Raw genomic sequence first — 13,431 nt, forward strand, 5'->3', positions numbered from 1 at the left:
TTTGTCTGCGGTTTCTCAGAAACAGTCTTGTTAGCGGTCAGTTTAGGGGGCTTATCTTGTTACGTGAAGTAGCACACTGCTGTTATTGGCAGATTGTAACCTTCTGCAGGGAAATAATTTTCCTACGGCTTTTCCCTGTGCCTAGGGAGAAGCCGCTATGCTTACTCTATGAACTGAGCCAGAGGCATCGTGCGGTCTTTATCCGTCTGTCACGCAGGTGTTATAGCATTTCCATATATTCACCTGATGAATTCTCCCAATAGGACAGTTTATGTGATTAAAATCACATATAATAATTATCTATTGCATTTCTCTTACATCAAGTGTGAATGAATGCACAAAATAGTCAGACACAGCATGTTCAAATATCTGGTGTGTTCACCGTTTCTTTCCGTCTTGTTCTTTCGGTGTTGAAGTCATCGCAGGATGAACGGTAAAGGAAAGCTGATTGCGGTGAGAAGGAGCTCGGTGCCGCTACAGGTTGTATCTCCTGAGCGCTATCTTCAAGGAACCACGTCCGCTCGCCAGATGTGCTGGTTTTGCACTAATGTTCAGGGGGGTTTGCTGACAACGCCCGAACACGCAGCTTCTGCTTAGCATAGCCGCGACTCATTATGCGCATACGGCGCACGATTTATGCGTGATGGCATGTTGTTCATGACAGCATGGGTTCACGACTGCAAATGTGCTCGTGGCGGTAGGCTGCTGAGCCATATCAGAATTCATCAGGAGTACAGACCTTGTTTCTGATTCAAGAAATTATTCGTAAGAAGCGTGATGGAAAAGCTCTGAGTGAAGAGGAGATCCGCTTCTTTATCAACGGTATTCGTGACAATACCGTCTCTGAAGGTCAGATCGCCGCTCTGGCGATGACCATTTATTTTCACGATATGTCGATGGACGAACGGGTGGCGCTGACGTTGGCGATGCGTGACTCTGGCACGGTGCTGGACTGGAAGAGCCTGAACCTGAACGGCCCGCTGGTGGACAAACATTCTACCGGCGGCGTGGGAGATGTGACTTCGCTGATGCTGGGGCCAATGGTCGCCGCCTGCGGGGGCTATGTTCCGATGATCTCTGGGCGCGGCTTAGGGCATACCGGCGGCACGTTGGATAAGCTAGAAGCGATACCGGGACTGGATATTTTCCCGAACGATGACCATTTTCGTCGCATCATCCAGCAGGTTGGCGTCGCGATTATTGGGCAGACCTCATCGCTGGCTCCGGCGGATAAACGCTTTTACGCCACGCGTGACATTACCGCCACGGTTGATTCGATCCCGCTGATTACCGCGTCGATTCTGGCGAAGAAGTTGGCCGAAGGGCTGGACGCGTTAGTGATGGATGTCAAAGTGGGTTCCGGGGCGTTTATGCCGACCTATGAACTGTCCGAACAGTTGGCGCAGGCGATTGTTGGCGTGGCGAATAATGCGGGATGCCGCACCAGCGCCTTGCTGACGGACATGAATCAGGTGCTGGCCTCCAGCGCGGGTAATGCGTTGGAAGTGCGAGAGGCTGTGCGTTTCCTGACGGGAGAGCACCGTAATCCGCGTCTGTATGATGTTACTATGGCGCTATGTGGAGAGATGCTGCTAGCGGGTGGGCTGGCAAGCTCAGCGGATGACGCGCATTCACGTTTGCAGTCCGTGTTGGATAACGGTAAAGCCGCTGATGTCTTTGGTCGCATGGTTGCCGCACAGCGTGGACCGGGCGATTTTGTCGAACACTACGATCGTTATCTGCCAGTGGCGACGTTAAGTAAGCCGGTGTTTGCAACGCGTGAAGGCATCGTGACCGCGATGGATACCCGTGCGTTGGGCATGGCGGTCGTGTCGTTGGGCGGTGGACGCCGTCAGGCTACCGATATGATCGATTACAGTGTCGGTCTGGATAGCATGATTAGCCTGGGTGAGCGCGTTGACGCACAGCGCCCGCTGGCGGTGATCCACGCGAATACGGAAGCGCAATGGCAGCAGGCAGCGAATGAAGTTCGAGCTGCGATCCAACTGGGCGACGCGGCACCCGAAAAGACCCCGATGGTCTATCGTCGGGTGAGTGCGGAAGCGTGATTGCGTGGGGCTTGCGATAGGTTGTCTTGAATTGATTTTCCCCGGCCGATAGGCAGGGCGTTAGCGCATCGCTGCGCAGGAGAAAAGAATGAAACGTGCATATATTATGGTTCTCGACTCGTTTGGCATCGGCAGCAGTGCGGATGCAGAACGTTTTGGTGATGTGGGGTCGGATACGCTGGGCCATATCGCTCAGGCCTGCGCGGCGGGAACGGCGAATAAAGGGCGTAGCGGTACGCTGCATTTGCCAAATCTGAGCCGTCTGGGTTTGGGTAAAGCCGCCGAAGCCTCAACGGGAACGTTTCCGGTAGGCTTGGATGAAAATGCCGACATCATCGGTGCTTACGCGCACGCCAGTGAAATTTCTTCGGGTAAAGATACACCGTCTGGCCACTGGGAAATTGCCGGTGTGCCTGTCCTGTTCGACTGGGGCTATTTTAAAGATGAAGAAAACAGTTTCCCGCAGGCGTTGCTGGATAAACTGGTAAAACGTGCCAATCTGCCGGGCTATCTGGGCAACTGTCACTCTTCCGGTACGGTGATTCTGGATCAGTTGGCTGAAGAACACATGAAAACCGGCAAGCCGATTTTCTACACCTCTGCGGATTCGGTGTTCCAGATCGCCTGCCATGAAGAGACGTTCGGACTGGATAAGCTGTATGAGCTGTGTGAGATTGCCCGCGAAGAGTTGACCGAAGGGGATTACAACATCGGGCGAGTGATTGCGCGTCCGTTTATTGGTGATAAACCTGGCAACTTCGAGCGTACTGGCAACCGTCACGATCTGGCCGTTGAGCCGCCAGCGCCGACCATTCTGAAAAAGCTGGTGGATGAAAAAGGCGGTGAAGTGGTTTCCGTTGGTAAAATTGCGGATATCTACGCGCAGGTCGGTATCACCAAAAAGGTGAAGGCTACCGGCATTGATGCATTGTTTGACGCCACGCTGAAAGAGATGGATAGCGCGGGCGATAACACGATCGTGTTTACCAACTTTGTTGATTTCGACTCTGCCTACGGCCACCGCCGCGATATTCCGGGCTATGCCGCCGCGCTGGAGCTGTTTGATCGCCGCCTGCCTGAGTTGATGTCCCGCGTGACGGGGGATGACATCCTGATTCTGACGGCCGACCACGGCTGTGATCCGAGCTGGCACGGCACCGATCATACCCGCGAGAATGTACCGGTGTTGATCTATGGGCCGAAAGTGAAGCCGGGGTCATACGGTCACCGTGAAACCTTCGCCGACATTGGACAGACGGTCGCGACCTACTTTGGCCTGTCGCCTATGGACTACGGCAAATCGATACTGTAAAACACGTCGTTTTTACGTGAACTTGATTAATTAAGGAATAAACGCATGGCTACGCCACATATTAATGCAGAAATGGGTGATTTTGCGGACGTTGTACTGATGCCGGGTGACCCGCTGCGTGCTAAGTACATTGCAGAAACCTTTCTGGAAAATGCTCGCGAAGTGAACAACGTGCGTGGCATGTTAGGGTTCACGGGGACGTATAAAGGCCGTAAAATTTCAGTCATGGGTCACGGTATGGGCATTCCATCCTGCTCGATTTATGCAAAAGAGCTGATCACCGAATTTGGCGTGAAGAAGATTATTCGTGTGGGTTCCTGCGGTGCGGTACGTGAAGACGTCAAACTGCGCGACGTGGTGATCGGTATGGGCGCTTGTACGGATTCCAAAGTGAACCGCATGCGTTTCAAAGATCACGACTATGCGGCGATTGCCGATTTCGACATGGTGCGTAATGCCGTTGATGCCGCTAAAGCACGCGATGTTTCCGTGCGCGTAGGTAACATCTTCTCCGCCGATCTGTTCTACACGCCAGACCCGCAGATGTTCGACGTGATGGAAAAATACGGCATTCTGGGTGTGGAAATGGAAGCGGCCGGTATCTACGGCGTTGCGGCAGAGTTCGGTGCGAAAGCGCTGGCAATCTGTACCGTTTCTGACCATATTCGTACCGGTGCACAAACCACGTCAGAAGAGCGTCAGACCACGTTCAATGAAATGATCGAAATCGCGTTGGAATCCGTTCTGCTGGGCGATAACGAGTAATATCACTGTGACACCCGGCGAGAACAGCCTGGCTGGGTGTTATTTCCTTAATGCATTCACCTTTAATATCTCCCTTCCGGGCATTTACGCCGCTTGCAAAAAAAATCGATAGTCGCATAATTAACAAAGATAATAATTATCATTTCTATTTAATCGGAAAAAATATGCTTGAGTCATTGATATCATCACGCCCATCCTTGCGTGCCGGGCTTCGTTCGCCAAATTTACTGGCGTTGTTTATTGGTTCCATATGCAGCGGCATGGCCATGCCGCTGTTGGCTGCACAGCAGCCAACAGCAACACAGGCAACTGCTTTAGAAAAAGTACCGGCAGCTACCGATAATAAGGATACGATTACCGTTGTCGCAAAACCGGGAAATACTTTCCGTGCTGGTGGCGACGATCTGGTTCCTGCCTATCTGGATGGTCAGATTGCTAACGGTGGGCGTGTTGGTTTTCTGGGGCAACAAAACGCGCGTGATGTGCCGTTTAACGTGATTAGTTATACCGACAAAATGATCCTCTCACAGCAGGCGGAAACGCTGGCTGATGTCGTTAAAAACGATGCTTCTATTCAAACGTTGAAAGGTTTTGGTAACTTTGCGGAAACGTATCGTATCCGAGGCTTCCTGCTGGATGGAGACGACATCACCTTTGGTGGATTGTATGGTGTGATGCCTCGTCAAATGGTGTCGACCAATATGGTCGAACGTGTGGAGGTTTTCAAAGGAGCTAATGCCTTCGCCAACGGTGTTTCTGGGAGCGGAACTGGCAGTGGGGTGGGCGGATCGGTTAACGTTGAACCGAAGCATGCTACTGACGACCCTCTGACGCGAATGACCGTAGATTATGAATCCAAGAATAAAGTGGGCGGTGCATTAGACGTTGGTCGTCGCTTCGGTGATGACAATCAGTTTGGTGTGCGCGTCAACGTTCTGCATCGGGAAGGCGAAAGTGCCATTCATGATCAAAAAGATCGCATGTCGATGGCTTCTGTTGGCCTTGATTACCGCGGCGATCGCTTCCGCTCCTCGCTGGATACAGGCTACCAGCACCAGTCCGTGCACGGTGGACGCATTGGAATAGGGATTGGGAGCGCCACTGTGGTCCCTTCAGTGCCCGATGCAACGTTGAATTATAGCCCTAATTGGGTGTCAACCGATCTGAAAACCACCTTCGGTATGTGGCGTAGCGAATATGATTTTGCTGACTCGTGGACAGTGTATTCAGGAATTGGTAGTAGTCGAACCGATGAATCAGGAAACTACGGAGTGCCAAAGCTTACGGATAACAACGGCAATGCCTCGATATCGCGTATGGGGGTTCCTTTTGTTCGTGATACGTTTTCCGGTCTGTTAGGTGTCCGTGGGCAGTTTGATACGGGTTTTGTCACTCATAAAGTTAACCTTGGATATTCAGGTATTTATGCGAAGAACCGTTCAGCCTATGACATGTCAAGCGCTGTTTCGACCAATATCTACAACCCTAGCCAGATAGACTACCTGTCGGCACAGTTCCATGGCGGAGATATGAACAATCCAAAGGTTCGTATCCGAATCAGAAGTAGTGGTTTAGCCGTGTCAGATACGCTCTCCGCATGGGATGATAAAGTTGCGTTAACGCTGGGCCTGCGTCGCCAGGAGGTCATGGTGCGTAATTATTCTTATGCGGGTGTAGAAGAGCCGAACAGTGCCTTTAATCGCACCAAAGTGACGCCAGCGTATGGTTTGGTCGTGAAGCCATGGGAAAATGTTTCGCTGTATGCTAACCACATTGAGGCGCTTTCTCCGGGTAAAACCGCGCCAACTAAGTTTGATGGTGTAGCTGTTACCAATGGCGGAAATGTTACCGGTGTCTATGTCGCAAAACAAAACGAAGTTGGCGTGAAGTTTGATTATGAACGAGTTGGGGGATCGTTGGCTTTGTTTGAAATTGAGCGCCCATACGAAACCGTGAACCGTTCGACGATGGTTTACGGTCTTTACGGCGAACGCCGCCATCGCGGTATGGAACTCAATGTGTTTGGTGAACCCGTATTCGGTCTGCGACTGAACGGAAGCGCAACATGGATTGCTGCGCAGCAGATGAAAACGCAAGATGGTAGCAGTGATGGTAACGATGTTCCCGGCGTGCCCCGTTATCAACTGGTGTTTGGGTCGGAATATGATATCAAACAGGTGGAAGGCTTAACGCTGGCCGGCACGGTGATCCGTTCGGGGTCGCAGTATGTCAACACCGACAATTCCCTGAAGTTGAAGCCTTGGACGCGTCTGGACCTAGGGGTACGCTATAGCACACCGATGAACGATCATACGCTGGTATGGCGCGCTAATGTGGAAAATGTCACTAATGAAAAATATTGGTCGTCAGTAAACGATACGGGTGTTTACCTTTATCAGGGCGACCCGCGTTCACTGAAGCTATCTATGTCAATTGACTTCTAACGTTTGTAACCGTTCCTATTAGGCACGTACAGAAAACCCACCTCAGGTGGGTTTTCGTGTGTTTGGGCGGTCGAAATTTTTTGGAAGGGTTACTTAATCGCTTGAGCAGGAACCTGCGCAGCGCTGTTAAAGCTGATCTCGTTGATAGCGCTCCATTTGTTCACATCGGTGCCAAACGTATCCAGCTTGAAGAATTTTGCTTTAACGGCTGAGAAGGTGAATTTTTCACCGTCTTTGGCATTGTTGGAGGTCACCAGATTATCGGCGAGCTTTTTCCAGGTTTTACCGTCGGTAGAGTAGGAGACAGAGAACTTCAGTTTGCGCTCGTCTGCTTTGAAAGGAACCAGAACAAAGTTCTCAACCGATTGTTCTTTATCCAGTTCTAACTGAACCCAGCTCTCACCATTTGCCGCCCAGCGCGTTTTTACATCACCATCGGCAATGTTGGCAGGTTTGTGGCCCTTGTCTGAATCGTATGCGGAGGCTGTCACCGCCGTGACTTGTACCGCGTAAGCGGAAAGAGAGAATAAGCCGCACAGGAGCGTCGTAGCCAGAGTGTATTTTTTCATAGTAGTCCTCGTAGATAACGGATAAACCATGGCATGCCTGCAAACCAGAAACATGAAATGGAACCTTATTGTGATAAAAAAGAAACGAGGTTTTATTTGTAGCGATCACGTTGCAGGGATTTTTCTGTCAGGAAAAAAAGCAGAGCGGGACGGGGCGCACATTATGGCACCCGTCTTGCCGCGAGGAGTATAGATAAAGAGGTTAGCCGAGTGGCAGCGCCATAAGAATGGCGTCTTCCCGGCCTTGTGCCGTGGGATAATAATCGCGACGCACCGAGACTTCGTTAAAACCCAGACTTTCATACAGCGCGATGGCTCGTGCGTTTGATTCGCGCACTTCCAGCCACAGCGTTAAAATGCCGCGCCGCTCCATCTCGTCGATCAGGTGTTCCAATAGTTGACGACCGAAGCCCTGACGTTGATGGTCGGGGTGCACGGCAATATTGAATAACGTCGCTTCATCCAGCACCACTTGTGTGATGGCGTAAGCGGCAAGCTGCCCGTCATGGTTCAGTTTCAGGTTGAAATAACGTTCACCCTGATTGCTGGCAAACGTTTTTTCCGTCCAGGGAAAGGCGTGGCTGGCTTGTTCAATTTTAAAGGCTTGTGCCAGGTCGGCTGGCGTCAGAGAAGATATCGTGTTCATGTTCACAGATCTGTTGCCATAACGCCCGTTTGGCGTCGGCATTTTGATGAAGTTCGGAAAGCAGAGGGCTGGAAAGCTGTACGCCCTGTAGCGCAATGGGCTCCGCGATGCCCAACCGCCAACTGTGGCAGTGTGCGTTGGCGGGCAACATTTCTATCTGCTGTGGCGTCAGGCGGTAGGCTTGCGCGGGCGTCAGCGCCAGACTGTGCAGAACGTCTGCCAGCAGCGGTTCATCATCAGCCAGCGGCTCGGCGGAGACGATCACCAGACGCACCTGATCGGGCAGACTGACGGCAATTTCGCCTTGCAGCACCGTCGGGCGACGCAGCGTCCACTGCGTAATCCCCAGTTGCTGTAGCAGCCTGTCACGTCTTGATTCCATGCGTTGTCCTGTCTGGCGTGCGAGAAAATAATTCGTGCCTATGCTAACAAACCCCGCCGTGCTGCGCCAACGTCGGTGCGGTTATTTCCTCTCCGCTCTGCAACTTCGGGGACGAAGCGTATATAATCCCCCGTTCAATGATTAAGGAGCCGTAGCCTGATGTCCGCATTAACCCCCGCCAGTGAAGTCATACTGCGCCATAGTGACGAATTTCTTTCACGCCGAGTTCTGTTTGCCGGTGATTTGCAGGATACCCTGCCCGCACAATTTGAGGCGGCGTCGGTACGTGTCCATTGCAACCAATATCACCACTGGCAACAGATGGCAAAGCCACTTGGGGATAATGCTCAATATAGTCTGGTAGCGGATGCTGAGCTGGTGGCGGATAGCGATACGCTGATTTATTACTGGCCAAAGAGCAAACAAGAAGCGGAATTCCAACTGTGTAATCTGCTGTCTTTGTTGCCCGTCGGTGCGGAGATCTTCGTGGTTGGGGAAAACCGCAGCGGTGTACGCAGCGCCGAAACCGTGCTGTCCGACTTCGTTGAGCTGGTAAAAATCGATAGCGCGCGGCGCTGCGGGCTTTACCACGGTCGAATTGATAAGCAGGCCGACTTCACGCTGGATGAGTGGTGGGACGAGTATGTGACAGAAGGCGGCGTGACGGTTAAAACGCTTCCGGGCGTCTTCAGCCGTGATGACTTAGATCCGGGTAGCCGACTGTTGCTGTCTACGTTTGAACCGCATATGAAAGGCAAAGTGCTGGATATCGCCTGTGGTGCGGGCGTGCTGGCATCGGTGCTGGCGAAACAGTCGCCAAAAATCCGCCTGACGCTGAGCGATGTCAGCGCCGCAGCGGTGGAGTCCAGCAAAGCTACGCTGGCGGCGAATGCGCTGGAAGGCAGTGTGATTGCGAGTAACGTCTATTCAGATATCGACGGCCGCTTCGATGTGATCGTGTCCAACCCGCCGTTCCATGATGGCTTGCAGACTAGCCTGCAAGCCGCGGAAATGCTGATTCGTGGTGCGGTGACCCATTTACCGATTGGCGGGCAGCTACGCATCGTCGCTAACGCCTTCCTGCCTTATCCGGCGCTGTTAGATGCTGCGTTTGGTAGCCATGAAGTGCTGGCGCAGACCGGGCGCTTCAAGGTTTATCAGGCTACCGTGGGGCGTCCTCCGCGCACCGGCAAAGGTCGCCGCCGGTAATCATAATTTCCCTACTGATTAAGCGTCGCCATACTCTCCTTGCCGTAGCGTTCACCTGCTGCGGCATCGGGCGGGAAGATGGCATCAATGGCGGCCAACTCCTCCTTCGTCAGTGTGACATCCAGCGCCGCAACGTTTTCTTCCAGATAGCGACGGCGTTTGGTGCCCGGAATCGGCACGATATGTTCGCCTTGCGCCAGTACCCACGCCAGCGCTAGCTGTGATGGCATGACCTGTTTTTCCTGCGCCAGTTGGTTAATTTTCTCTACCAGTTGCAGGTTTTTTCCGAAGTTTTCCCCCGAGAAGCGTGGATTGATGCGACGAAAATCGTCGGTAGCCAGATCGTCCGGGCTGCGAATTGCGCCAGTCAGAAAGCCACGACCGAGCGGACTATAAGGCACAAAACCGATGCCCAAACGCTCACAGGTAGGCAGAATCTCGGCCTCCATATCGCGCGTCCACAGTGAATATTCGCTCTGTAACGCCGTAATCGGATGCACGCGATGTGCACGCTCCAGCGTGGTGACAGAGGCTTCACTCAGGCCGATGTAGCGGATCTTGCCTTCTTTAACCAGCTCGGCCAGCGCGCCGACCGTCTCTTCAATCGGAACCGTCGGGTCGATACGGTGCTGATAGTAAAGATCGATAACGTCCGTACCGAGCCGCGCCAGGCTGCCTTCTACCGCTCGACGGATATAATCGGGTTTACCACAGACGCCGCGCGCGTTGGGATTCGCCGGATCGCGCACGATGCCAAATTTGGTTGCCAGAAAAATCTGCTCGCGTTTGCCTTTTATCGCTTTGCCCAGCAGAAGTTCATTGGTGTGAGGGCCATACATATCGGCGGTATCCAGCAAGGTGACGCCCAGCTCCAGTGCGCGATGCAACGTGGCGATGGACTCTTTTTCATCCTGCGCGGTGGAGTAAAAATCACTCATTCCCATGCAGCCTAGCCCAATCGCTGAAACCTGCGGGCCGTTCGCTCCTAATTTGCGCTGTTGCATTGTCATCTTCCTCATCTCATTGGCAGTGAGAGCAGTCTGGTTGTTTATCCAAAAAAGATAAATACTGCTTTTTATGCAACACTATTCAAAAATAACCAACAATGGTGGCGGCGATGGATCATATTCAGGCGATGCGGGTTTTTGTGCGAATTGTCGAACTGGGCAGCTTCAGCCGTGCGGCGGAGCGGCTGGCTCTGCCGCGTGCGACGGTGAGCAACACCATCAAACAGCTTGAAGGGCGGCTGGGGGTACGTTTACTGCAACGCACGACCCGTCAGGTACAGATCACCGATGAAGGGCGCGTTTATTATGAGCGTTGTCTGCAATTGCTCGCGGAAATTGAAGAGATCGACACGTTGTTCACGCAGCAAAAGCAGCAGCCGGTTGGTAAAGTGCGGGTGGATATGCCGCACTCGCTAGCGCGGGAGATTGTGGTGCCGGCGTTGGGGGAGTTCTATGCGCGTTATCCGCAGGTGACGCTGATGCTGAGCGCCAATGATGCGGCGATTAACGTACTGCGTGAAGGTGTTGACTGCGTGCTACGTGCCTGGCAGACGGATGACGAGACGCTGGCGACCCGTCATTTGCCGTCGATGCCGCAGGTCACCTGTGCGTCGGCTGACTATCTGGCGCGCTACGGCGTGCCGCACTCGCTTGATGAGCTATCGGGGCATCACATGGTGGGCTATTTCTCTCTGCGTACCGAATACCTTTATCCGTTGGAATTTATGTCGGGCGACGAGCGGATTACGCGTATGCTTCCCTGCACGTTGCAGATAAACGGAGCCGATGCCTACATCGCAGGCGCACGAGCAGGATTGGGCATTATTCAGGCACCGCGTCGCGGTTTGACCTCACTTCTGGAAAGCGGGGAATTGGTGGAGATCTTGCCGGAGACGCCGCCGCCCGCAATGCCGCTCTACGTGATGTATACGCCCGGTCGCTTTCTGGCGCCACGGATTCGGGTGTTTATAGAATGGCTCGATGAACTCTTTACGCGCAACGCCGCAGTGAGATGATGATTTTTACAGCAAACCCCGTATTCCAGAGGAAATAATCATTGACGTGAACGCGAAAACCTCTAGAATTCGCCCCCGTAGTGATATTGCGTAAAGCAGTGTTGCGAAGGTGGCGGAATTGGTAGACGCGCTAGCTTCAGGTGTTAGTGTTCTTACGGACGTGAGGGTTCAAGTCCCTCTCTTCGCACCAACATCACTACGGCGGTTCTGGTTTGTCGAACCGAAGCAGTAAATCAGTATCTAGTAAAAATTGCATGACAGCGTTGCGAAGGTGGCGGAATTGGTAGACGCGCTAGCTTCAGGTGTTAGTGTTCTTACGGACGTGAGGGTTCAAGTCCCTCTCTTCGCACCATGTCGTGATTAGGTTTACTGAATAAAACGATTACTGCATAAGACAAGCAACGTTCTCAGTGCGAAGGTGGCGGAATTGGTAGACGCGCTAGCTTCAGGTGTTAGTGTCCTTACGGACGTGAGGGTTCAAGTCCCTCTCTTCGCACCACCGAACGCCTCAGTATCCCTCTGGTTTTCTTTCCTGTTTATTCTCTTTTATTCATTTCTAGCTATAGCGCTTTTCTGCGTTTATTTACCATTCATACTTTTATAGCGTCGTTAGATTAAATATAACTGACAGTGCCGCCAAACCGCCAGCCAGCGCAATGCAGGATGGTAGCAGTAAATAGTGACGCAGACGTTGATGAAACAGCATGACAAGCGTCGCCAATAGGGCGGTGGCGATAATCACTTTCAGGTGCGTCAGGTTCAGATTGAGCAGTGCCAGTAGCGGCATGATGGCACAAGGCAACAGCACGCCCCAGGCACTAGACAGATGTTTCCCCATACACCAGCTCACGCCCCATAGCCCACAGGCTGTGATCATTGCTGTCAGCATTTTTCCACCCGCCAAAAATGATAATGATAACTAATATCATATAAGAATTTATATCAATTACTAGCTTTTTGACGGGGAGATGGCCGGAATTTTCTACATAACCGCATTAATCGGGATGCTGGTTGTTCAGATGTTGGCGTATTTGGTGGATTAGGTTCACGATCACTGCCGATCGTTCATGTTTACGCCAGATAGCCGCAATTTGTGTATGGACTTCGGGCATGCCGATATCATGATAGGTCACATTATCGGCCTTAATGCAGGTGAGCGACTCTGGTACAAGCGTAATGCCGAAGCCCGCTGCGACCATCCCAATGGCGGCCGTCAACTGTGGGGCAAAGGGACTGGGTCTTGGACCATAGCCTGATAGGTAGCAGGTACGAATAATCATATCGTGCAGCCCCGGACACACCTCGCGCGGGAAAATAATCAGCGGTTCCTGACGCAATTCGCTCAGCGAAACCTGCGTTTTATGGCTGAGCGCATGTTCAGCGGGCAACACTAATTTCATTGGCTCTTCTGCCAATATTTCCCCGTTTATATCGTCGCTGAGATCGCAAGGTAAGCGCAGAAATGCGATGTCGATATGGCGTTCTTGCAATGAGGCGATAAGCGCTGCTGGGTTTTCTCCCTTCGGTAGCGGTTGCACGTGTGGATGTTGTTGGCAGTAATGATGTAGCAGCCCAAGCACGGTAGGATGGAACATGGCTGATGGCGAGAAGCCTATGTTCAGGCTCCCTGTCTCACCCCGCGCAATGCTTCTTGTCCGCGCGATCGCTGAATCGGTGAGTTGCAGAATTCGGCGGGCATCCTCATATAGCGCTTGTCCCGCCTCCGTCATTTCTACGCCGCGCGTCAGTCGTTTGAACAGCGGTGTACCAATCTCCTGCTCGAATTTCTTGATCAACTGACTGAGGGGCGGTTGTGACATCCCCAGATTTTCTGCCGCACGTGTGAAATGTCGTGCTTGTGCAACGGCGACAAAATAGCGCAGGTAACGTAGTTCCATTCACGTAACTCCATATCTTTCCGATCTTGAAATGACCTTTATTGCATATTGGAATTTTGTTCTCTTCCGCGTCAATCTTTATCTAAATATTAGTAATGTTTAAGTAATTCGTGC

12 protein-coding genes and 3 tRNA genes are annotated in these 13,431 nt (G+C 52.3%); 9 read left to right on the forward strand and 6 right to left on the reverse strand.

Going from position 1 to position 13,431, the window contains the following annotated elements:
* The first annotated feature begins 740 nt into the window (after window positions 1–740).
* The 4 genes from deoA (at window position 741) to A7983_RS11625 (ending at window position 6,590) form a co-directional block, all read left to right on the forward strand.
* Complete coding sequence (deoA, locus tag A7983_RS11610) at window positions 741–2,069, forward strand: thymidine phosphorylase (protein WP_005971559.1); 1,329 nt, start codon at window positions 741–743, stop codon at window positions 2,067–2,069.
* Between the two features lie 88 nt (window positions 2,070–2,157).
* A complete protein-coding gene (gene deoB, locus A7983_RS11615; protein WP_005971561.1) occupies window positions 2,158–3,381 on the forward strand; it encodes a phosphopentomutase in 1,224 nt (407 codons plus the stop codon).
* A gap of 45 nt (window positions 3,382–3,426) precedes the next feature.
* Complete coding sequence (deoD, locus tag A7983_RS11620; protein ID WP_005971563.1) at window positions 3,427–4,146, forward strand: purine-nucleoside phosphorylase; 720 nt, start codon at window positions 3,427–3,429, stop codon at window positions 4,144–4,146.
* Window positions 4,147–4,310: 164 nt separating this feature from the next.
* Entirely contained in the window at window positions 4,311–6,590 is a 2,280-nt protein-coding gene (locus tag A7983_RS11625; protein WP_005971566.1) for a TonB-dependent receptor, read from the forward strand.
* An 89-nt stretch (window positions 6,591–6,679) separates the two neighbouring features.
* Here A7983_RS11625 and A7983_RS11630 read toward each other — a convergent pair whose 3' ends face one another.
* The 3 genes from A7983_RS11630 to A7983_RS11640 all read right to left on the reverse strand — a co-directional run bounded on the left by A7983_RS11630 (window position 6,680) and on the right by A7983_RS11640 (window position 8,187).
* Window positions 6,680–7,159 (reverse strand): discoidin domain-containing protein, encoded by a 480-nt coding sequence (locus tag A7983_RS11630; RefSeq protein ID WP_005971568.1) that lies wholly within the window; start codon window positions 7,157–7,159, stop codon window positions 6,680–6,682.
* A 202-nt stretch (window positions 7,160–7,361) separates the two neighbouring features.
* The gene (gene rimI, locus A7983_RS11635; RefSeq protein ID WP_005971570.1) at window positions 7,362–7,805 is read right to left on the reverse strand and encodes a ribosomal protein S18-alanine N-acetyltransferase; all 444 of its coding nucleotides are present in this window, start codon (window positions 7,803–7,805) and stop codon (window positions 7,362–7,364) included.
* Window positions 7,756–8,187, reverse strand: coding sequence for a DNA polymerase III subunit psi (locus A7983_RS11640; RefSeq protein WP_005971573.1), 432 nt, complete (start codon window positions 8,185–8,187; stop codon window positions 7,756–7,758). Before A7983_RS11640 ends, rimI begins: the two co-directional genes overlap by 50 nt.
* Window positions 8,188–8,346: 159 nt before the next feature.
* On the opposite strand from A7983_RS11640, the gene rsmC reads away from it, so the two are divergent.
* Window positions 8,347–9,396: a 16S rRNA (guanine(1207)-N(2))-methyltransferase RsmC gene (gene rsmC / locus A7983_RS11645; RefSeq protein WP_005971575.1), complete on the forward strand. Its 1,050-nt coding sequence runs from the start codon at window positions 8,347–8,349 to the stop codon at window positions 9,394–9,396.
* Window positions 9,397–9,407: 11 nt separating this feature from the next.
* Here rsmC and A7983_RS11650 read toward each other — a convergent pair whose 3' ends face one another.
* Complete coding sequence (locus tag A7983_RS11650) at window positions 9,408–10,400, reverse strand: aldo/keto reductase (RefSeq protein WP_005971577.1); 993 nt, start codon at window positions 10,398–10,400, stop codon at window positions 9,408–9,410.
* A 113-nt stretch (window positions 10,401–10,513) separates the two neighbouring features.
* Here A7983_RS11650 and A7983_RS11655 point away from each other — a divergent pair, with 113 nt between their 5' ends.
* The 4 genes from A7983_RS11655 to A7983_RS11670 all read left to right on the forward strand — a co-directional run bounded on the left by A7983_RS11655 (window position 10,514) and on the right by A7983_RS11670 (window position 11,918).
* A complete protein-coding gene (locus tag A7983_RS11655) occupies window positions 10,514–11,419 on the forward strand; it encodes a LysR family transcriptional regulator (protein WP_005971579.1) in 906 nt (301 codons plus the stop codon).
* Between the two features lie 103 nt (window positions 11,420–11,522).
* Window positions 11,523–11,609 (forward strand) — tRNA-Leu (locus A7983_RS11660).
* Between the two features lie 75 nt (window positions 11,610–11,684).
* Window positions 11,685–11,771 (forward strand) — tRNA-Leu (locus tag A7983_RS11665).
* Between the two features lie 60 nt (window positions 11,772–11,831).
* Window positions 11,832–11,918, forward strand: a tRNA-Leu gene (locus A7983_RS11670).
* A 99-nt stretch (window positions 11,919–12,017) separates the two neighbouring features.
* Here A7983_RS11670 and A7983_RS11675 read toward each other — a convergent pair.
* Window positions 12,018–12,308, reverse strand: a complete 291-nt coding sequence (locus A7983_RS11675; protein ID WP_005971581.1) for a DUF1435 domain-containing protein — start codon at window positions 12,306–12,308, stop codon at window positions 12,018–12,020.
* 106 nt (window positions 12,309–12,414) lie between these two features.
* Entirely contained in the window at window positions 12,415–13,317 is a 903-nt protein-coding gene (locus tag A7983_RS11680) for a LysR family transcriptional regulator (protein ID WP_005971583.1), read from the reverse strand.
* Between the last annotated feature and the right edge of the window lie 114 nt (window positions 13,318–13,431).

It is taken from the genome of Pectobacterium wasabiae CFBP 3304, assembly GCF_001742185.1.
Taxonomy (GTDB): domain Bacteria; phylum Pseudomonadota; class Gammaproteobacteria; order Enterobacterales; family Enterobacteriaceae; genus Pectobacterium; species Pectobacterium wasabiae.

Coding starts and splice junctions, on each gene's coding strand:
- deoB (WP_005971561.1), top strand. CDS start 2,158: ATGAAACGTGCATATATTATGGTTCTCGACTCGTTTGGCATCGGCAGC.
- deoD (WP_005971563.1), top strand. CDS start 3,427: ATGGCTACGCCACATATTAATGCAGAAATGGGTGATTTTGCGGACGTT.
- A7983_RS11625 (WP_005971566.1), top strand. CDS start 4,311: ATGCTTGAGTCATTGATATCATCACGCCCATCCTTGCGTGCCGGGCTT.
- A7983_RS11630 (WP_005971568.1), bottom strand. CDS start 7,159: ATGAAAAAATACACTCTGGCTACGACGCTCCTGTGCGGCTTATTCTCT.
- rimI (WP_005971570.1), bottom strand. CDS start 7,805: ATGAACACGATATCTTCTCTGACGCCAGCCGACCTGGCACAAGCCTTT.
- A7983_RS11640 (WP_005971573.1), bottom strand. CDS start 8,187: ATGGAATCAAGACGTGACAGGCTGCTACAGCAACTGGGGATTACGCAG.
- rsmC (WP_005971575.1), top strand. CDS start 8,347: ATGTCCGCATTAACCCCCGCCAGTGAAGTCATACTGCGCCATAGTGAC.
- A7983_RS11650 (WP_005971577.1), bottom strand. CDS start 10,400: ATGCAACAGCGCAAATTAGGAGCGAACGGCCCGCAGGTTTCAGCGATT.
- A7983_RS11655 (WP_005971579.1), top strand. CDS start 10,514: ATGGATCATATTCAGGCGATGCGGGTTTTTGTGCGAATTGTCGAACTG.
- A7983_RS11675 (WP_005971581.1), bottom strand. CDS start 12,308: ATGCTGACAGCAATGATCACAGCCTGTGGGCTATGGGGCGTGAGCTGG.
- A7983_RS11680 (WP_005971583.1), bottom strand. CDS start 13,317: ATGGAACTACGTTACCTGCGCTATTTTGTCGCCGTTGCACAAGCACGA.